The organism is Pseudomonas syringae group sp. J254-4 (assembly GCF_032586855.1).
Lineage (GTDB): Bacteria > Pseudomonadota > Gammaproteobacteria > Pseudomonadales > Pseudomonadaceae > Aquipseudomonas > Aquipseudomonas amygdali.
The window spans coordinates 46,751-67,199 of sequence record NZ_JAWHOO010000012.1; the positions used below are offsets into that span (position 1 = coordinate 46,751).

Here is a 20,449-nt window from a genome sequence, read left to right on the forward strand (position 1 = left end):
ACAAAAAGGGATGCCCTCCATGCCCCATAAATTTCTGCCGTGGCTGGCGATTGCCAGTGCCATGAGCGCATTTACCCTGCAGGCCCAAGCCATGCCCGATACTGAATTGCTGATAGGTTCCTACACGCAAGGCAAGAGTGAAGGGATCTATCGTTTTGCCTTCGACAGCAAAACCGGGATGATCGACGCCAAGCCGCTGCAAGTGGTCAAAACCGAAAACCCGTCGTGGCTGACCGTCTCCAGAGACCAGCGTTATCTGTTCGCGGTCAATGAAAACGGCCCAGGGCAAAAAGATGTGGTCGGTAAGGTCAGCAGCTTTGCAATCGACCCGAAAACCCGTCAGATCACGCCGATCAATCAGGTTCAAAGCCGCGGTGAAGAACCGACGCACTCCAGCCTTAGTTATGACGGCCGCTACCTGTTCGTTGCCAACTACGCAGTAAACCCTGAACCGGGCGGTGCGCTGACCGTGGTGCCGGTGGGCAAGGACGGTACGTTGAGCGAGGCCGTTCAGGTCTTGCCGCTGGGGCCCGGAAGCAAGGTCAACAGTGAGCGGCAGATGTCGTCACATGTGCACCTGGCCGTGCCGACCCCGGATGACAAGTACGTAGTGAGCGCTGACTTGGGCGCTGACAAGCTGTTTGTGTATCGCTACGACGCGAGCCAGGCCAAGCCACTGCAGCCAGCCAAGGAGCCGACCGTGCAATTGCCGGGTGGCTCCGGACCACGTCACACCCTGTTCAGTGCTGATGGCAAGCATGCCTGGCTGGTGCTGGAAATGACGGCGCAGGTCGCGGTGTTTGACTACCATGACGGCGTCTTCAAGCAGACCCAACTGGTTGATATGAAGAACAAAGGTGTGCAGGAGAAAAATGGTGGCGGCGCCTTGCACACCTCACCGGATGGCAAGTTTCTGTACGTGACCAATCGTGGTGACGCGAATCAGGTCGTGGTATTCCGTATCGATCAGGCCAGCGGCAAGCTGGAAGAAATTCAGCGTCGTTCTCTGGAAGGCAAGGAACCTCGCGAGTTCGCCTTTGACCCGACTGGCAAGTTCATGCTGTTCGCCAATCAGAAGAGTAATCAGATCGTGACCGTGCGCCGCGATCCGCAGAGCGGGAAGATCGGTGAGACTGTGCAGAAATTTGATGCCGATGCACCTTCTTATCTGCGTTTTCTGACTGACAAGTAAGCTGCTACGGCTCCAGCCCGCATGCTACAAGGGCTGGAGCCGTTATCATTCTTGATGATATGGGTTAGTGCTACAAAAGATTTCTGCTGAACCACCCTCGGGCGTAAGTTTGAGTCACGGCCAAGACGGCCAACACTTCAAGCAAACGTACTAACTGGATAACGAGGGGTGACCGACATGAATTTCAATCTTTTCTCCATCATTGCTGCATCGGCTGTTTCCGCAAGCGTCGCGCTTCCAGCCAGTGCCAGTGTCGATGTAGCTGACAAAAAAGCCCACGCTGCTCAGACCTACACTCAGACCTACACCTCGAAATATCTGCAACAGAGCGCTAACTTCTACGCAGCGCTGGATCACAAATCCGCTCAATGATTCATCAGCCGTCACGCTTTCGCGAGCATGTTCGCCAACACAGGTCCCTGCGACTTACTGCCCACTGCGCGGCAGACCATGCACGGAATGTCAGGCGAGCCTGTTCGCGAAAGCATTGACGGCGATGGCGTATTCAAGACCGGACGCAGAGCGTCCAGAACGGCATGCGACGCGGAGCGCCGCACGATAGTTGAAAACGTCCAGAGCTACGGCACGATAGTTGAGATTATCGTTCCGCACGTTCCAGCGTGGGAGTGCCGTTCGTGACGCTCCGCGTCACAGGTCTCTCAGTTACCCACCTCGATTGTGCTCAACCCATTCCCCTGACGACGCACTTTGATCTGTACCGGAATCCGCTCGTGCATTTCCTGTACGTGGGAGATCACGCCGACCTTGCGGCCCTGCGCCTGCAAGCCGTCCAGTGCGTCCATTGCCAGTTGTAGCGATTCCGGGTCGAGGCTGCCGAAACCTTCGTCGATGAACAGCGACTCGATACGCAGCGTGCTGGAGGCCATCGAGGCCAGGCCCAGCGCCAACGCCAGCGAGACCAGAAAGGTTTCCCCGCCTGATAGCGAATGCACCGAGCGCAGTTCATCGCCCATTTCGGTGTCCATAACCAGCAGGCCGAGCATGCTGCCGCCGCGTTTCAGGCGGTAGCGACGCACCAGTTGTCGGAGCTGCGCATTGGCGTGATGGACCAGCAGGTCAAGGTTGTAGGCCTGGGCGATCTTGCGGAATTTGTCGCCTTCGGCCGAGCCGATCAGCGATGCCAGGCGTGCCCAGCGCAGGTATTCGTTGTTGGCGTCGATGATGCGCGCCTGCAACTCGCTGTTGGCGTTGCGGCGGCGTTGATCTTCGCTGAGTTCGGCGCGCAGGTCGGCGCACTGCTGCTCGCCGAGCGCTGACTGCTCCTGGGCCTGTTGCAGCGCTGCCGCCAGTTGCGTGCTGTCGTTAAGGTCGCTGTGTTGCGCCTGATGCTGTTGCAGGCGCTGATCGCGTTCCTGCAGCAATACTTTTGCCTGCTCCAACGCCTTGTCGGTAGCGTTCAGTTGCAGACGCAGTTGCTCAACATGCGCGTCATCGTAAGTCAGCAGTGTGTCGAGCGCGGTATCGTCCAGCTCGGGATGCTGGCCGCGCCACTCGCTGATCTGCACATCAAGTTCAGCCAGTTCCTGCTGTAAGGATTGCTGTTGTTGCCGGGCGGACTTGAGTTCGGCAGCCAGCTGGATCAACTGGCTTTGAATCTGCTGCAGAGCCTCGGCGGCCGAGCTTTCGGTTTGCCTGGCTTGCTCAATGGTGCTTTCCAGCGCCTGTTGCCAGTGCTCGGCAGTCGCATGCTCGCCCAGCAAGCCGGTCAGTGCCTGTTGGCTGGCCTGCTGTTGCTCGCCGAGCCGGGCGACTTCCTGCGCCAGTTCGGTCTGGCGGTGCAGGCGAGTCTGCTGCTCGATCTGCTGCTTTTCGATCTTCTGCTGGCGCTCGCTCTGCTCCTGCTGCTCTTCGTGTTGCTGCTCCAGTTGATCCAGACGCTGAGTCACCTGCTGCTCAAGCTGCATCACTGTCGCCGATGCATCACTGCGCAGCCCTTCAAGCACGTGTGGCGAGACCAGCGGCGTAAATGCGCTCAGTTCTTCTTCCAGCCGCTGCCTGTCGACGTCCAGCTGCTTGAGCTGCTCGGCAACATGGCTCGCCGCGGTCTGACTGGCTTCTGTGGCTGCCTGAAGTTGCTGCTGCAAGCGGGCGGCGTCTTTCTGCAGGGTCAGCAACGCTTCCTGGCGTTGCTCGTCACGGGTGATGACTTCGCTCAGGTTATTCAATTGCTGGCTCAACCAGCTGTCACGCTTGCCTGCGTCGTGGTCGAGCAATTGAGCCGCGAGGGGATGAGATTCCAGATCCGGTGCCAGGGCTTGATAACGCAGGGTGAGCTGCTCGTGTTGGCGAAGCAGCTCTTTCTGGCGGGCGATCACGCCGCCAACCTGCTCGCGCAATTGGTTGCGCTGTTCGGTCAGCTGGTCCACCGCCTTCTGCGCGCTGGCCTGCTCGTTGTCATCATGTTGCGTGAGGCTTTCCAGCAAAGCTTCCGGCTGATGCCAAGGGTGCTCAATGCTGCCACAGACCGGGCAGGGCTGGTCGTCCTGCAACTGGACGCGCAATTCTTCAACGCTGGCGCTGCGGGCCAGGCGTTGACGTTCCAGCAGTTGCCGGGTAACGGTCAGGGTCTGTTCGGCGACGGTCAGTTCATCACGAACGCGAATGCCTTCGCTGTTGAGCTGTTCGCGTTGCTGCTGAGCGCTTTGCTGTTGCTGCGCCAGATCGGCCAGTTGCCGGTCTACGTCCTGCTGGCTGGCCCACAGACGGGCCAGGTCTTCGAATGCGCGTTGCTGCTTGCGATTGTCCTGCAGCAGGCTGCCGAGAATCTGTACCTGTTCAGTCACCGCATCCACTTCGCAATCGGCTTCGCGGTACAGCAATTCCAGCGCGCTGCGTTGCTCGGTCAACTGTTGGTCAGCCGTGCTGGCACGTTGCTGCAGTGCAGGCAGTTCACTCTGCCCGTGCTTGAGGCGGTTGGCGATCAGCGTGAGGGACTTCAGGCGGTCGCGCCAGGCGCTCCAGGCCTGAGCCAGCGGGGCCAGTTCGCTGCTGTGCTCCAGTTGCTCGGCAATACGTTCAAGGCGCTGCGAAACCTGTTGCTGCTGGTCGAGCAGAATGTGCAGGCTGGCCTGACCCTCAGTACAAAGCTGTCCGGTTTGCTGATGCAGGTCAGACACTTTGGCCAGTTCCTGGGCCAGGTGGTTCAGCGTGTTCTGTGTGTCAAAAGCCTGCTGCAACAGCGGTTTGGCGGTGCTGTGGGTTTGCTGGGCCGCCAGCAGACTGGCGTGCGCCTGGGTGCGGTGGGTCTCCAGTTGTTGCTGCTGATCTTGCAGCGAAGCCTGTTGTTGCTGATGCTGGAGAATTTGCTCCGCCAACGGGTTGAGCTGGGCGTTCAGCGTGACCCGACGCGTGAAACGGTGGCGTTGCGGGCCCAGGCGTTCCAGTTGGCCGAGGGTCTGACGTGCTCCGCTCTGGTCGTCCCAGGCCTGTTGAGTACGGGTGATCGCTTCCTGAGCAGCAAGATGTTCGTCGCGCAGGCGGTGCAGCTCGATCAGCCACTGCTGTTTGATTTCCAGTTGCCGTTGCTGTGCCTGGTGCGCCTTGAGCTGCTGCTGCGCATCGTTGAGGCGTTGCTCCAGTTCGGCCAGCAGCTCCGGAGCCAGCGGGACGATGTTGCTGGCTTGAGCAGTGAGGGTTTTAAGCGCTTCCTCGGCCTCTTTGCTCTTGCTGTAAGCGCGCCGCCCGAGCTGGCTGTAGATGGCGGTATTGGTCAGCTTCTCCAGCAGTTCGCTGCGTTCCTTGTCGTCGGCCTTGAGGAAGGCGCTGAACTCGCTCTGGGCAAGCATCACGGCACGGGTGAACTGCTCGAAGTTGAGCCCCAGACGCTGCTCGATCAGTTGCTCGAATTCACGCTTGCTCTGGTTGCTGAGCACCTGTTCGCTGTCCAGGTCGGTCAGGGTCTGGCGGCTGGCCTGCAGCTTTTTGGTCGCGTTGTCGCGTGCGCGGTTGGTTTCCCAGCGCGCGCGATAACGCCGCTGATCGATGCCGATAAAGTCTACTTCTGCGTAACCGCTGCCCGTGCCACGCCGCAGCAGGGTGCGCGGGTCGCTGGTGGTGATGTCGCCGTCGATGTCCGGGACCTTGGACTGGCCGATATTGCTCAGCCGCGGAATCGCTCCGAACAGCGCCAGGCACAAGGCGTCGAGCAGGGTGCTTTTACCTGCGCCGGTCGGGCCGGTAATGGCGAACAGACCGGCGCTGGCCAGCGGCTCGGCAGTGAAATCGATTTCAAACGGCCCGGCCAGCGAGGCAAGGTTTTTCAGGCGAATGGCAAGGATTTTCATGGCTGTTCGCTCTCCTGCTGGACTTCACGCAGCAGCGTGGCGAAATCGGTCAGGGTCTGTTCGTCGACCTCGCTGCCGAAGTTGTCCTGCCAGGCACGGCTGAACAATTCCTGAGGCGTTAGCTGGTCCAGCTCGATCAGGGCGGCTTCACCCTCATTGCCGTCGGCACTGCCTTTACCGGCGTATTCAGCACCGATGCGCACCAACCGCACGGCTTTGCCCTGCAGCGCGGTTTCTATCTGGTTGCGCAGGTCCGGTTGCGGTTCATCAAGACGCACGCGCACTTCCAGCCACGGCTGGCGGTCCGGGTCGGCAAGCAGGTCGATGTCCGGCAGCGCCTTGAGCTGTACCAGCAAATCGGCCAAGGGTGCAGGCCCCAGGCGTTGCAGGTTGACGGCGCGAGGGATGAGCAACGGCTCGACACTGGTCAGCGTCTCACCGTCGCAATTGATCTCGAGAATCTGGTGCTGATAGCTGATTTCCGAAAAGGACAGTGGAATCGGCGAGCCGCTGTAGCGAATGCGCTCTTCGCCGTTGACCCGCTGCGGTTTGTGCAGGTGGCCCAGCGCGACATAGGTGATGCTTGGTCCGAACAGGCTGGCCGGTAACGCTTCGGCGTTGCCGATGATCAGGCTGCGCTCGGAGTCTTCCGAGACCGAACCGCCTGCCATGTGCGCGTGGCTGATGGCGATCAGTGCCTGACCGGGCTGGCGCTTGAGGTTGGCTGCTTCGATCAGCAACTCATGAACCCGACCGATACCGCGCAGGTAGTCGTCACCCAGCGTCGGGCCGGTGACTTCGGCAGGGCGCAGGAAAGGCAGCGCAAGGCACCAGGCTTTGACGTTGCCTTCGGCGTCCGGCAACGGCAGCAGCAGGCGTTCGGCATCCAGCACACCGTCGTCCAGCCACATCACCCTGCCCAGTGCGTGAGTACGCAAGCGGCGCATCAAGGGTGCGGGGAGTTCGATACGCGAGCCGGAGTCATGGTTGCCTGCGATCATCACGATGGTCAGCAGCGGCTGCCGTTCATGGGCGTTGACGATGAAGTCGTACAGGCGTTCCTGCGCTTTGACCGGCGGGTTGACGGTGTCGAAGATGTCGCCCGCGATCAACAGTACATCAGGTTTTCGTTCGGCCAGACGGGCCAGCAGCCAGGTCAGAAAGCAGGCGTGTTCGAAATCCCGCTCCTGACCATGCAGGTTCTGACCCAGATGCCAGTCAGAGGTGTGAAACAGACGCATTGGTTTACCTTGTCGTGTAGAGGTGTTGCCTGAGCTGCATCCTCACTTGGGATACAGCGGTGGCAACCCGGCATCGCCTGCCGGGTCCTTGATATGTTCGGCGGCAGGCAGCTTGCGCACGGCGCGCCAGAGGTCTTCACCCAGCCACAGCTTGCCGGTTTCGCTATAAAGCGCGCCGTTCAGACCGTCCAGTGCATCGGACAGCGGCACGAAACGCGCGGCCATTTCGGCCAGGGTTTCCGGCTGCTGGCGTGCCCACGCGTCGAGTGCCTGACGGGTGCCTTGAGGGTCGTTGGCCAGACAGGCGCGTTTGAGGTCATCCAGTACGGTACGCGGGCTGGGCCCGGTCTGCACGGCACGGGCGATTGCCGGCTGCCCGCGGGCCCGCCACCACAGGGCGAAACCGTAAAAGGTGGTGCAAGCCAGCAACAGCGTGCTCAGTTGCCACGGCCAGACCGGCGGGCCGATCACCGTCACGCCGCCCATCTCGTTGTTCACTGGCGTGTCCACTGCCAGGCCGGGGTTGTTGCTGATCTTCAGTGTGCGGGCGGCCAGACTGGTGTGTTCCAGATGATCTTCACGGGTATTCCACCAGGTCACTTCAACCGCAGGCAGGTCGATTGCCCCGGCCCGGCCGGGCACCAGCGCCTCGCGTTCTTCGCGGGTGCCGATCAGGCCACGTTCACTGGGCAGGTTGCGCAGCTGCGGCTGATCCGGGTAACGCCGCAGGCCGGGCACTTCGGTGGGCGGCAAGGGTGGCAGTTGCGCACCGGCCAGGCCTTCGGCCTTGAGTATGAGGGTGCGGGTCAGTGAGTCGCCGACCTGAGTGGTGCCTGGCTCGGGGCTCCAGTTTTCTTCAAGGCTGATACTGCGCGCCGGTAACCAAGGAGTATCAGCCGGGTAGTCAGCGGGCTTGGGTTTGACGGTCAACGGCACTTCAGCGGACTTGACCCGCACGGATCGGCCTGGTTGCGGGCCGAACGGGTTGGCCTCCTGGCCTTGCGAGCCTTCGGCAGGTGTCTGCACCAGCGTGGCGCTGAACACTTGCGCCGGTATCTTCAGCACGCCGCTTTGCTGCGGATAGATCGCGTAGCGTGTTTCGATCACGCCATGACGCACACCATTGATCAGTTTTTCATAGGTGCGCGAGTCACCCAGTTTTTCGACCCGTGCGTCCGGTACTTGCAAAGGGCTCAGGCTGCTGTCATCGAACAGCGACACCGAGTGGTAGACGCGCAGGGTCAGCACGGCCTGGGCCTGAACATACACGCTGTCCTGATCGAGGCTTGCTTCGATGAAGATCGACGCCAGATGGCTGCCTGGGTCCTGGGGCTCGCTTTGCAGCACCTGCAGCGTCAGTGGCTGACTTTTCAGCTCACCCAGTTGCAACGACGGGATCAACACGCTGCCGGTCTCGCGAGGCAGCAGGGTAACGATCCAGCGAGTAGTGGCCTGGCTGCTGCCGTCCAGGGTTTTCAGGCTGTTGAGCTGACGCGTATCGCGCACCTCGAAGCTGCTCTCCAGAGCGCTCATGTCTGGCTTGCCAAACTGGGTGACATCGTCGGTTTCCAGCGTCAGCTCGACAGTTTCCCCGGCGTTGAGGCGCGTGCGGTCGACGCTGGCGGTCAGTTGCGCAGCCTGCAGTGACAAGCTGATCAGGCTCAGCAGCAGGCCGATCAATAAGGTGTACACGCGACTCATCGGGTCTTTTCCTGATGTTGCTGTTCGTAGCGAAATTTGCGCCGCAGCAGTTCGCCCGGATCATCCGGAATCTGCCTCAGCCACTGTTCCAGTTCCTGACGCCGCTCGCCAGTGATAGGGGGGTCTGCGGCCTGCAGCGGTGGGCGGGTGGTTTGCTCATCGTCCATTGATTCGCCTGAGGTGGCCTGACCGCTGACGTCTGGCGGCAGGCTCTCGCTGGCACCGGGCTGATCCGAGCGGGACGGGTTCTGATCGGCTGGCGATGCACTGCTGTTGGGGTCCTGTGACGCTTGCTGGCCTTCTTCGCCCTGATCGGCCTTGTTCTGCTCATCCTCGGCAGGCTTCTGGACATCGGCCTTGTCCAGCAGGCTTTGTACCAGCGCCCGGTTGGCTTGTGCGGCGGGAAACTCGGGCTGGCGGTCCAGGGCCTGTTCGTAGGCATCCAGTGCTGCCGCCAGTTCGCCGCTGCGCGCCAGGGCATTGCCGCGATTGTAATGGTCGGCGGCGCTGTTGCCTTCGGCAAACTGCTGGGCGGCGCTGACGTAGTCTTCGGCCTGGTAAAAGGCCACGCCTTTCCAGCGCGGGTCTTCGAAGCGTTGTGCGGCCTCGGCTGGCCGATGTTGCTCCAGTAGCCGCTGGCCCTGTTGATCGGGACGCAGCCACAGGTCCTGAAACTCGAACGCCTGGCTGTTCTGCGGAAACATGAACAGCAGCGGCAGACAGAACAGCCAGCCGCGCCGACCAGCCAGGGCTGCGATCAACAATAGCGGGAGCAGGAACCAGTGTCCCTGATCGGCCCAGGTATCGAGTTGCACAACCTGCCCGTCGCTGCTCATGTGCTGGGGGCTGGCCAGCAGGCCAAGGCTGCGCAAATCTTCTTCATCGCCTCGTGCCTGACGATAGCTGCCGCCGACCTGATCGGCGAATTCGTTGAGGCTGTTGCTGTCCAGGCGCGACACCAGAATGGCGCCCTGATCGTCCTTGAGCAGGCTGCCGTTTTCCTGCATGACCGGCGCGCCGTCAGCCGTGCCGATGCCAAGGATCAGCAACGGCGGCGATTGCCCGCGCAACGCCGCACGGATGCCCTGACGTTCCTGTTCGCTCAGTGACGAGGTAATCAGCAGAATTCGCCCTTGGCCGAGTGCGCCCTGTTTCAGCAGGTGCAGGGCTTTCTGCACCGCCAGATCGGCACGCTGGCCGGTCATGGGCATGATCGACGGCCTGATGGCTTCCAGCAGGTTATGGCTGGTGACCAGGTCATCGGACAGCGGCACCAGCGTGTGTGCGCTGCCCGCATAGACGACGATGGCGGTCTGCGCATCGCTGCGTTTTTGCAACAGGTCCAGCAGTTTGCGTTTCGCCTGTTCCAGACGGGTGGGCGCAGTGTCGGTGGCGAGCATCTGCGGGGTGAGTTCAAGTATCACCACCAGCGGATCAACCGGTTTCTGGCTGATCTGTTCGACGCGCTGCCAGCTGGGTCCCAGCAACGCGAAAAGCGCCAGCAGCCATGCCAGCCCGAGTGCGACCCACGGCAGTTTACTGTTGCTGCCGCGCCCACCGTTGAGCAGTACGGCATGAAAGTGGGTCGGCAGAAGCATTTGCCAGCGCCCGGCGCGTTTCTGCCGATGCCAGAGCCGCCAGATCAACAGCGCCAGCAACGGCAGGATCAGCAGCCATTCGGGGCGAAACCAGTGCGGCCACAGAGAGGCGATCATCGCGACCTCCAGAGGCTTTTGACGCGCTCACGCCAGTTGACTGAACGCACGACAGTCAGCAGGCGTTGCAGCGCATTGTTTGGCCACAGTTCACGCAGCACCAGCAGTACGCTCAACAGCAGGGCTGTCGCCAGCGGCCATTGATAAAGCGTCTGCGCCGGACGTGCCTGGGTGGGCTGCTGGGCAACCGGTTCCAGGCTGTCCAGGGTGGCGCGAATCTTTTCCAGTTGGTCGCCGTCACGAGCACGGAAATACTGGCCGCCACTGAGGCTGGCGATTTCCTTGAGCGTCGGTTCGTCCAGATCAAGGCTCGGATTGAGGCCGAGGACGCTTTGCAGCGCGTCCTTGTCGGGGTCCGAGCCAATACCGATAGGGTAGATTTTTACGCCTTCTTCGGCAGCCAGCCGCGCGGCAGTGATCGGATCGATCTGGCCGGCGTTATTGGCACCGTCAGTGACCAGCACCAGCACGCGGCTGGTGGCCGGACGCAGGCGCAGGCGTTTCAGGCCCAGACCGATAGCATCGCCAAGCGCAGTATTCTTGCCTGCAATACCGATTTTTGCCTCGTCAAGCCAGACCCTTACAGTGCGCCGGTCATAGGTGAGCGGTGCCTGGACAAAAGCCTGAGTGCCAAACAGGATCAAACCGACCCGGTCGCCCTTGCGGCCCTCGAGAAAGTCACCGAGCAGCTGTTGCACCAGCACCAGTCGGCTGACTTCATCGCTTTTCCACTGCATGTCCGGGTAGTCCATGGAACCGGACACGTCGACCGCCACCAGCAGGTCGCGCCCGCTGGCAGCCACTGGCAGTGGCTCGCCCAGCCATTGCGGTCGCGCGGTGGCAATCAACAGCAACAGCCAGATCAACAGAAAGGGCGCGCGCTGCCTCCAGACCGGCAGATTGGCCTTGGCGCGGCGTCCACTCAGCCCTTCGAGTTCACTGAGAAAACTGACCTTGAGCGCCGGCTCGCCGCTGTCGGCCATGGGCAGCAGGGCGCGCATCAGCCACGGCAGCGGCAGCAGGGCGAAAACCCAGGGCCAGACGAACTCAAACATGTTTGCGGATCCAGGTATCAACCGCCTGGGTCAGCCCGGTGATGGCCTTGTCGTCCAGCTTGCACTCGGGTTTGTAGGCACCTTCGACCAGAATCATCCAGCGCGTCAGGCCTGCCGCCGGGCAGCGGTTGTCGAGGAACGCCAGCCATTTTCGGCCGTTCAGCGTGTGGCTCTGGCTGTGCGGATAATGGTTGCGGCACAGGCGCTTGAGCAGGCCGTTGATCTGCTGCAGCCAGGCACCTGCCGGGGCGCCATCGTAGGGCTTGGGCAAGCTGGCGAGTTCCGCCAGGGCGGCGAGGCGAACCGGGTCCAGCGGTTGTTCGCTGCGAACCTTGCGCGCCTTGACTGGCAGCAGTACGCGCAAACGCCACAGGCCCCAGCCCGCTGCCGGGATCAGCAACAGCAGCAGCCACCACCCCGGGGCAAGCGGCCAAAAGCCGACGGCTTCGGGAGCAATCAGCGGCTCGAGCTGATCAAGCGGATTCATTTGCGCTTCACCGGACGCTTTGCGTTGAGGTATTCGCGCAATTGTTCAACGAGTTCCGCCTGGGTGCTCAAGGGCATGAGCAATACCCGCAGTTTCTGCGCGAGCAATTCCCAGCGCGCAGAGCGGTCTTCGCCCTGTTGCCGGTAGGCGCGGCGCAGTTCGGGGTTGAGGGTATCGAGTTCCAGCTGCGCGCCGCGTTCGGCAAAGCGCAGCAGGCCCGCAGCGGGCAGCGCGCGGTCCAGTGGGTCGGACAATGGCAGCAACAGCAGGTCGCTGTGGCGTGACAGCAGGCTCAACTGTTGTTCGGCAGCATCGGAAAGGGCGCGTTCGTCGCACAACACGATGACCAGGCTGCCAGGGCGCAGCACTTCCCGGGCGCGACGCAGCGCAGTGCCGAAGGCATCGCGGTCTGCCGGGATCTCGGTGTGCAGTGACTGATTGACCCGCACCAGTCGGTTGAGCAACTGCAACAGGCTTTGTTTGCTGCGTCGGGGCTTGATCTCGTAGTGCTCGTTATCGCCGAACACCAGCCCGCCGACCCTGTCGTTGTGTTCCAGCGCTGCCCAGCCGATCAGCGCGGCAGCCTGGGCCGCGAGTACCGACTTGAACATCAGACCGGAGCCGAAGAACAGTCGACGGCTTTGCTCCACCAGAATGAAAATCGGCCGCTCGCGTTCTTCGTGGAACAGCTTGGTGTGCGGCTCCTGAGTGCGTGCGGTCACGCGCCAGTCGATGCTGCGCACGTCGTCACCAGCCTGATAGACCCGCACCTGATCGAAATCCACGCCGCGCCCGCGCAGTTTGGAGTGGTGCAGGCCGATCAACGGGCTGCGTTGGCTGGGCGTAGAGAACAGCTGAACTTCCCGCACCCGATGACGCATTTCGATCAGCTCGCTGAGGCTGACGCGGATGCCCGGCTGGGGGATCAGGTAGGGTTGCATGGGCTCAGGCGACGGCCACGACGTCGAGGATGCGCTGAATCACGCGATCCTGATCGATACCGGCAGCTTCGGCTTCGAACGACAGGATGATCCGGTGGCGCAATACATCGAACAGCACTGCCTGAATGTCTTCGGGGCTGACGAAGTCACGTCCGGCCAGCCAGGCATGTGCGCGGGCGCAGCGGTCCAGCGAAATGGAACCACGCGGGCTGGCACCGTAGGCAATCCACTCGGCCAGCTCCGGGTCGAACTTGGCCGGGGTCCGGGTGGCCATGACCAGTTGCACCAGGTACTCCTCGACCGCATCGGCCATGTACAAGCCGAGAATTTCCTTGCGTGCGGCAAAGATCGCCTGCTGGCTGACACGGCGTTCCGGCTTGGTTTCGCCATTCAGGGCTTCGCCACGCGCTTGTTGCAGGATCTTGCGTTCGACGGCGGCATCCGGGAAACCGATCTTGACGTGCATCAGAAAGCGATCGAGCTGGGCTTCGGGCAACGGGTAAGTGCCTTCCTGCTCAATGGGGTTCTGGGTGGCCATGACCAGAAACAGCGGTGACAGGTCGTAGGTGCTGCGGCCCACGCTCACCTGGCGTTCGGCCATGGCTTCGAGCAGCGCTGACTGAACCTTGGCCGGCGCACGGTTGATTTCGTCGGCCAGTACCAGATTGTGGAAGATCGGCCCTTGCTGGAATACGAAACTGCCGGTTTCCGGGCGATAGATTTCCGTACCGGTGATGTCGGCAGGCAGCAGGTCGGGGGTGAACTGAATGCGGTGGAACTGTGCTTCGATGCCTTCTGCCAGTTCCTTGATGGCCTTGGTCTTGGCCAGGCCGGGTGCGCCTTCGACCAGCATGTGACCGTCGGCAAGCAGGGCGATGAGCAGACGTTCGATCAGCTTTTCCTGGCCAAGGATCTGCGTTGAAAGAAAGGTTCGCAGCGCAATCAGCGCTTCACGATGTTCCATCGGTGACGGTTCCTGGCAGGGTAATCAGCTGTGTCTGGTGACTGCTGAGCTGGGGGCGATACTTTAATCCATCCAGGCAGGTATCGACTAACGACTACCGCGTTTTTTATTGCATTTAGAGACGCATACGTCATTTAACTGGGAATTGCCCTACATGTTCTGTGTATGGGCGTGTAGGACGACAGGGTCAGGCCGTCGAATGCGGCAGGGTTAGAGCCGATAGAATTCAGCTGCGTTATCCCACAACGCCTGACGGGCGCCGCCTTCACCCAGTGCGTCGATCAGCAATTCGATATCGTCAGGCTGGAAAGGGCGGGGCGCTCGCGTGGAGGGCAGGTCGGTGCCGAACATCAACGCATTCGGATTGGCGGCATGGATATCCCTGAGTGCTTCGCGCACCGGGAAGTCAACGCGTCCGAAACCACAGGCCTTGACCCGCACGCCGCGCTCGGCAAGACGCAGCAGCACGGGCAATCCTTCGGCGCTCAATCCCAGGTGATCGACGCTGATCGCTGGCAACTTCAGCAGACGGGTTTCTATTTCCGCCAGTTCTCGGGAGTCGATGTACAGCTCCGAATGCCAGCCTGCGCGTTCATGCACTCGCACGGCCAGCGCTTCCAGCTGGTCGAGCTGCTCCGAGCCGCCGCGCTTGAGGTTGAAACGCAGGGCGCGCACGCCTGCGGCATTGAGGGTGTCCAGTTCAGTATCGGTGACACTGGCGGGCAGTTGAGTGACACCGACGAAGCCCGGCCCCAGCAAGCGCAGCGCCTGAAGTAAATAACCCTGATCAAAGCCCTGAAAGGACCCGGACACCACCGCGCCGCCCTGAACGCCCAGCGGCTGGACCGTCGCAAGGTAGTCTCCGACGCCGAACGGGTCCGGCAGGTAGCCGTTATTGGCGATCAGCGGGAAGTGCGGGTCGATGATATGGCAGTGGGCGTCGAAAATGCGGTTCATGACGGGCTCCTGTACGGCGAAGTACTCACTCTAGCGGTTTTGCCCGTTAACTGATCGTGCTGGTGTACTCGCCCACGTTTTCAAGAATGATCTGTAGCGTGTGGTGAACATCCTGCAGCTCGGCTGCGTCGGTGCCGTGGAGAATTTCATACTGGTGGTGGCCATCGAGCTGCTTCGCGTCCTCCGGGGTGATTTCCACCAACAGGCGCTCGGCACTGAAGCTGACTTTCAGGCTGGACACATTCAGTGACTTTTCATCGCTGACAGTGATTTCCACTTCGTTCTCGTCCGGGAAGCGGGTCAGGGAAAACAGCACGCCGTTCTCTGCGTGGCAGCAAAGCAGCGCCATGTCGTCGTATTCGTCGTCGCACGGGTTGGCGATGAGGCTGGCGGTCTTGATTTGCATGAGGGGGCTCCGGGTCTTGGCAACTGAGGCGTGAGGGGGATTTTGCCAGTCCCGAGTAAATTTTGTCGGGGATGTTTGGCACCATCGTGCGGATTTTAACGCGACCTGATGACCGAATATGTCGCAGCCTCGTAAGCAGCACGCCGTCAGCTCTCGTTAAGCTGCATGGCAGACGAGTGGTGTACGGTGTCGGGTGCGCGCAGCTTTTTTTATTCCCGCATTCAAATGTGACTACCCTGACACAGCGCGCGTTAGTACTTTAGCTTTACACTCGATCAGGTTATGCCCACGCAAGTGAATGTAAGGGCACACCGGTCGCAACACCTTCTTCAAGCCTCCTCAATAAAAGCCAAAGCGGAGTACCACAGATGGCGTTCTTCACCGCAGCCAGCAAGGCCGACTTCCAGCATCAACTGCAAGCGGCACTGGCTCAGCACATCAGCGAACAGGCACTGCCACAAGTGGCGCTGTTTGCCGAGCAATTCTTCGGCATCATTTCCCTCGACGAACTCACCCAGCGGCGTCTGTCCGACCTGGCAGGCTGCACCTTGTCCGCATGGCGCCTGCTGGAGCGTTTCGAACATGCTCACCCGCAGGTCCGGGTCTACAACCCTGATTACGAGCGCCACGGCTGGCAGTCGACTCATACTGCCGTTGAAGTGCTGCATCACGACCTGCCGTTTCTGGTCGACTCCGTGCGTACCGAGCTGAACCGTCGCGGTTACAGCATCCACACCCTGCAGACCACCGTACTGAGCGTGCGTCGCGGCGCTGCTGGCGAACTGTTGGAGCTGCTGCCCAAGGGCACCACCGGTGAGGACGTGCTGCAGGAATCGCTGATGTACCTGGAGATCGACCGCTGCGCCAACGTCAGCGAGTTGAACGTGCTGGCTCGCGAGCTGGAGCAGGTGCTGGGCGAGGTACGTGCTGCCGTCGAAGACTTCGGGCCGATGAAAGCGCGTCTGCACGAGCTGCTGGCCAGCATCGATGCCAACGAGTCCAATACCGACGTCGAAGAGAAGGCCGAGATCAAGGTCTTCCTGCAATGGCTGGTAGATAACCACTTTACTTTTCTGGGCTACGAAGAGTTTGAAGTGCGCAACGACGCCGAAGGCGGCCAGTTGGTCTACGACGAGTCGTCCTTCCTCGGGCTGACCCGACTGCTGCGCCCGGGCCTGACCCGCGAAGAGCTGCACATCGAAGACTACGCAGTGAAATACCTGCAAGAGCCGGTGCTGCTGTCGTTTGCCAAGGCTGCGCATCCAAGCCGCGTACACCGTCCGGCCTACCCGGATTACGTGTCGATCCGGCAGATAGACGCCTCGGGCAAGGTCATCAAGGAATGTCGCTTCATGGGCCTGTACACTTCGTCGGTTTACGGCGAGAGCGTACGGCAGATCCCGTATATCCGTCGCAAGGTCGCAGAAGTCGAGCGCCGTTCCGGCTTCGACGCCAAGGCGCACCTGGGCAAGGAACTGGCGCAGGTCGTCGAAGTGCTGCCCCGTGACGACCTGTTCCAGACGCCGGTGGACGAGTTGTTTACTACGGTCATGTCCATCGTGCAGATTCAGGAGCGCAACAAGATTCGCGTGTTCCTGCGCAAGGACCCGTACGGCCGTTTCTGCTACTGCCTGGCTTATGTGCCGCGCGACGTGTACTCCACCGAAGTGCGTCAGAAGATCCAGCAGGTATTGATGGATCGCCTGAAAGCCAGCGATTGCGAGTTCTGGACGTTCTTCTCTGAATCCGTGCTGGCGCGCGTGCAGTTGATCCTGCGGGTCGATCCGAAGGTCAATCTGGACATCGACGTTGCCCAGCTGGAAAACGAAGTCATTCAGGCCTGCCGCTCGTGGAAAGACGACTACGCCAGTCTGGTGGTCGAGAGCTTTGGCGAGGCCCACGGCACCAACGTGCTGGCCGATTTCCCGAAAGGTTTCCCGGCCGGCTACCGCGAGCGCTTTGCTGCGCATTCGGCGGTGGTCGACATGCAGCACGTGCTGAGCCTGAGCGAAACCAATCCGCTGGTGATGAGCTTCTATCAGCCACTGGCCGGTGGCCGCCAGCAATTGCATTGCAAGCTGTATCACGCCGACACGCCGCTGGCACTGTCCGATGTGCTGCCGATTCTTGAAAACCTCGGGCTGCGTGTACTGGGCGAGTTCCCATACCGTCTGCACCACGCCAATGGTCGCGAATTCTGGATTCATGACTTCGCCTTTACCTATGGCGAAGGTCTGAACCTCGATATCCAGCAGCTCAATGACACCTTGCAGGATGCGTTCGTGCATATCGTGCGCGGCGACGCTGAAAACGATGCGTTCAACCGTCTGGTGCTGACTGCCGGTCTGCCGTGGCGCGACGTGGCCCTGCTGCGTGCTTATGCGCGCTACCTGAAGCAGATTCGTCTGGGTTTCGATCTGGGCTATATCGCCAGCACCCTGAACAACCACACCGGCATTGCCCGCGAGCTGACGCGTCTGTTCAAGACCCGTTTCTACCTGGCGCGCAAGCTGGGTTCCGATGATCTTGATGACAAGCAGTTGCGCCTGGAACAGGCGATTCTGACTGCCCTGGACGACGTGCAGGTGCTCAACGAAGACCGCATCCTGCGTCGTTATCTGGACCTGATCAAGGCCACCCTGCGGACCAACTTCTATCAGGCTGATGCCAACGGGCATAGCAAGGGCTACTTCAGCTTCAAGTTCAACCCGCGCCTGATCCCCGAATTGCCAAAGCCGGTGCCCAAGTTTGAAATCTTCGTCTACTCGCCGCGCGTCGAAGGCGTGCACCTGCGCTTCGGCAACGTGGCGCGTGGAGGCCTGCGCTGGTCGGATCGCGAAGAAGACTTCCGTACCGAAGTGCTGGGCTTGGTAAAAGCTCAGCAGGTGAAGAACTCGGTCATCGTGCCGGTTGGCGCGAAGGGCGGTTTTGTGCCGCGTCGTCTGCCGACCACCGGCAACCGTGATGAAGTGCAGGCTGAAGCGATTGCCTGCTACCGCATCTTCATCTCGGGGCTGCTGGACATCACCGACAACCTCAAGGAAGGCGTGCTGGTGCCGCCGGTCAATGTGGTGCGTCATGACGACGATGACCCATATCTGGTGGTTGCCGCCGACAAGGGCACCGCGACCTTCTCCGACATCGCCAACGGCATCGCCATCGATTACGGCTTCTGGCTGGGTGATGCGTTCGCGTCCGGTGGTTCGGCCGGTTATGACCACAAGAAGATGGGCATCACCGCCAAGGGCGCGTGGGTAGGTGTGCAGCGTCACTTCCGTGAGCGCGACATCAATGTCCAGCAGGACAGCATCAGTGTGATCGGCATCGGCGACATGGCCGGTGACGTGTTCGGCAACGGCTTGCTGATGTCCGACAAGCTGCAACTGGTTGCCGCATTCAACCACCTGCACATTTTCATCGATCCGAATCCGGACCCGGCCAGCAGCTTTGTCGAGCGCCAGCGCCTGTTCAATCTGCCGCGCTCGTCCTGGACCGACTACGACACCAGCATCATGTCCGCTGGCGGCGGGATCTTCCCGCGCAGCCTCAAGAGCATCGCCATTACCGAGCAGATGAAGGCGCGCTTCGACATCAAGGCTGACAAGCTGACTCCGACCGAATTGCTCCACGCGCTGCTCAAGGCGCCGGTCGATCTGTTGTGGAACGGCGGCATCGGCACCTACGTGAAGTCCAGCGAGGAGTCGCACGCCGACGTGGGCGACAAGGCCAACGATGCGCTGCGCGTCGATGGCAACGAGCTGCGCTGCAAGGTGGTGGGCGAGGGCGGCAACCTGGGCATGACCCAGCTGGGCCGTGTCGAGTTCGGCCTCAATGGCGGCGCGACCAACACCGACTTCATCGACAACGCCGGTGGTGTGGACTGCTCCGACCACGAAGTGAACATCAAGATCCTGCTCAACGAGGTGGTGCAGGCCGGTGACATGACCGAGAAGCAGCGCAACCAGTTGCTCGAAAGCATGACCGACGAAGTGGGCCACCTGGTGCTGGGCAACAACTACAAGCAGACTCAGGCACTGTCGCTGGCAGCACGCCGCGCTTACGAGCGGATTGCTGAGTACAAGCGTCTGATGAATGACCTGGAGGCCCGCGGCAAGCTCGACCGGGCCATCGAGTTCCTGCCTGCCGAAGAACAGATTGCCGAGCGGGTGGCGGCCAAGCAGGGCTTGAGTCGTGCCGAGCTGTCGGTATTGATCTCCTACAGCAAGATCGACCTCAAGGAAGCATTGCTGGAATCCCGTGTGCCGGATGACGATTATCTGGCGCGCGATATGGAAACTGCGTTCCCGCCATCGCTGGGTGCCAGATTTTCAACGGCCATGCGCAGTCATCGTCTGAAACGCGAAATCGTCAGCACCCAGATTGCCAACGATCTGGTCAACCACATGGGCATCACCTTCGTGCAGCGGCTCAAGGAGTCGACCGGCATGAGTGCTGCGGCTGTGGCTGGTGCTTACGTGATTGTGCGCGACATCTTCCACCTGCCGCACTGGTTCCGTCAGATCGAAGCGCTGGACTACAAGGTTTCCGCCGAGATCCAGCTGGCGCTGATGGATGAACTGATGCGTCTGGGGCGTCGTGCGACGCGCTGGTTCCTGCGCAGTCGCCGCAACGAGCTGGATGCCGGTCGTGACGTGGCGCACTTCGGTCCGCACCTTGCTGCACTGGGCCTCAAGCTTGACGAGTTGCTGGAAGACGGGCCTACCCGCGAGATCTGGCAGACGCGTTATCAGGCTTATGTCGAAGCCGGTGTGCCGGAACTGCTGGCGCGTATGGTGGCGGGTACGACGCACCTGTACACGCTGCTGCCGATTATCGAAGCCTCCGACGTGACCGGGCAGAACGCTGCCGACGTGGCCAAGGCGTACTTTGCCGTGGGCAGCGCGCTGGACATCACCTGGTACTTGCAACAGATCAGCAGCCTGCCGGTGGAAAACAACTGGCAGGCCCTGGCGCGTGAAGCGTTCCGTGACGATGTTGACTGGCAACAGCGGGCGATCACCGTGTCGGTCCTGCAAATGGCTGACGGTCCTTCGGAAATCGATGCGCGTCTGGCCCTGTGGCTGGAGCAGCACTCGCTGATGGTCGAGCGCTGGCGTGCCATGCTGGTCGAGCTTCGTGCGGCAAGCGGCACGGATTACGCCATGTACGCCGTTGCCAACCGTGAGCTGCTGGACCTGGCCATGAGTGGGCAGAGCCTCACGGTCTGATCCGCTTGTAACCGGTAGAGCCATGAAAAAACCGCATCGAGAGATGCGGTTTTTTTGTGGTGCGACAAGCATGGCGCGTTGCGCCTAAGCGCAACCAGCTTGGATGTGGTGTTCCGTAAGGAGGTCGTCTCGGTCTGCATGATGGCCGTGCTGATTGTCTTTTTTGTATTGCTGGCAGGGCTCTTTAGGGCAGAAAGGGGGCAGATTCACCCACACATTGTTTCAGCCGGGCAATAACCTTAGGAGATGTTTTTTCGA

General features: G+C 61.1%; 13 protein-coding genes. 3 read left to right on the forward strand and 10 right to left on the reverse strand.

What is annotated here, in order from left to right; translation table 11 throughout:
- Positions 1–19: 19 nt before the first annotated feature.
- Positions 20–1,192 (forward strand): lactonase family protein, encoded by a 1,173-nt coding sequence (locus RYB09_RS15620; RefSeq protein ID WP_316889240.1) that lies wholly within the window; start codon positions 20–22, stop codon positions 1,190–1,192.
- Positions 1,193–1,369: 177 nt separating this feature from the next.
- A complete protein-coding gene (locus RYB09_RS15625) occupies positions 1,370–1,564 on the forward strand; it encodes a hypothetical protein (RefSeq protein ID WP_219169752.1) in 195 nt (64 codons plus the stop codon).
- Between the two features lie 287 nt (positions 1,565–1,851).
- On the opposite strand, the gene RYB09_RS15630 is transcribed toward RYB09_RS15625, so the two are convergent.
- The 10 genes from RYB09_RS15630 to RYB09_RS15675 form a co-directional block, all read right to left on the reverse strand.
- Positions 1,852–5,496, reverse strand: coding sequence for an AAA family ATPase (locus RYB09_RS15630; RefSeq protein WP_316889242.1), 3,645 nt, complete (start codon positions 5,494–5,496; stop codon positions 1,852–1,854).
- Positions 5,493–6,737: an exonuclease SbcCD subunit D C-terminal domain-containing protein gene (locus RYB09_RS15635; protein WP_005781813.1), complete on the reverse strand. Its 1,245-nt coding sequence runs from the start codon at positions 6,735–6,737 to the stop codon at positions 5,493–5,495. The genes RYB09_RS15630 and RYB09_RS15635 overlap by 4 nt, the downstream gene beginning before the upstream one ends.
- 42 nt (positions 6,738–6,779) lie before the next feature.
- The gene (locus RYB09_RS15640) at positions 6,780–8,438 is read right to left on the reverse strand and encodes a BatD family protein (protein ID WP_316889244.1); all 1,659 of its coding nucleotides are present in this window, start codon (positions 8,436–8,438) and stop codon (positions 6,780–6,782) included.
- Entirely contained in the window at positions 8,435–10,153 is a 1,719-nt protein-coding gene (locus RYB09_RS15645) for a VWA domain-containing protein (protein WP_316889246.1), read from the reverse strand. The genes RYB09_RS15640 and RYB09_RS15645 overlap by 4 nt, the downstream gene beginning before the upstream one ends.
- Positions 10,150–11,208 carry a vWA domain-containing protein gene (locus RYB09_RS15650; RefSeq protein ID WP_002554479.1) on the reverse strand — a complete coding sequence of 353 codons (1,059 nt, stop codon included), beginning with the start codon at positions 11,206–11,208 and terminating at the stop codon, positions 10,150–10,152. Before RYB09_RS15650 ends, RYB09_RS15645 begins: the two co-directional genes overlap by 4 nt.
- Positions 11,201–11,695: a DUF4381 domain-containing protein gene (locus tag RYB09_RS15655; RefSeq protein WP_004660770.1), complete on the reverse strand. Its 495-nt coding sequence runs from the start codon at positions 11,693–11,695 to the stop codon at positions 11,201–11,203. Before RYB09_RS15655 ends, RYB09_RS15650 begins: the two co-directional genes overlap by 8 nt.
- Positions 11,692–12,636 carry a DUF58 domain-containing protein gene (locus tag RYB09_RS15660; protein WP_002554477.1) on the reverse strand — a complete coding sequence of 315 codons (945 nt, stop codon included), beginning with the start codon at positions 12,634–12,636 and terminating at the stop codon, positions 11,692–11,694. Before RYB09_RS15660 ends, RYB09_RS15655 begins: the two co-directional genes overlap by 4 nt.
- Before the next feature lie 4 nt (positions 12,637–12,640).
- The gene (locus tag RYB09_RS15665) at positions 12,641–13,600 is read right to left on the reverse strand and encodes an AAA family ATPase (protein ID WP_002554476.1); all 960 of its coding nucleotides are present in this window, start codon (positions 13,598–13,600) and stop codon (positions 12,641–12,643) included.
- A gap of 210 nt (positions 13,601–13,810) precedes the next feature.
- Positions 13,811–14,557 carry an amidohydrolase family protein gene (locus RYB09_RS15670; RefSeq protein ID WP_054078200.1) on the reverse strand — a complete coding sequence of 249 codons (747 nt, stop codon included), beginning with the start codon at positions 14,555–14,557 and terminating at the stop codon, positions 13,811–13,813.
- 46 nt (positions 14,558–14,603) lie between these two features.
- Positions 14,604–14,963: a hypothetical protein gene (locus RYB09_RS15675; RefSeq protein WP_002554474.1), complete on the reverse strand. Its 360-nt coding sequence runs from the start codon at positions 14,961–14,963 to the stop codon at positions 14,604–14,606.
- Between the two features lie 368 nt (positions 14,964–15,331).
- Between RYB09_RS15675 and RYB09_RS15680 the strand changes: the two genes are divergently transcribed.
- A complete protein-coding gene (locus RYB09_RS15680) occupies positions 15,332–20,191 on the forward strand; it encodes an NAD-glutamate dehydrogenase (RefSeq protein ID WP_122281832.1) in 4,860 nt (1,619 codons plus the stop codon).
- The last annotated feature ends 258 nt before the right edge of the window (positions 20,192–20,449 follow it).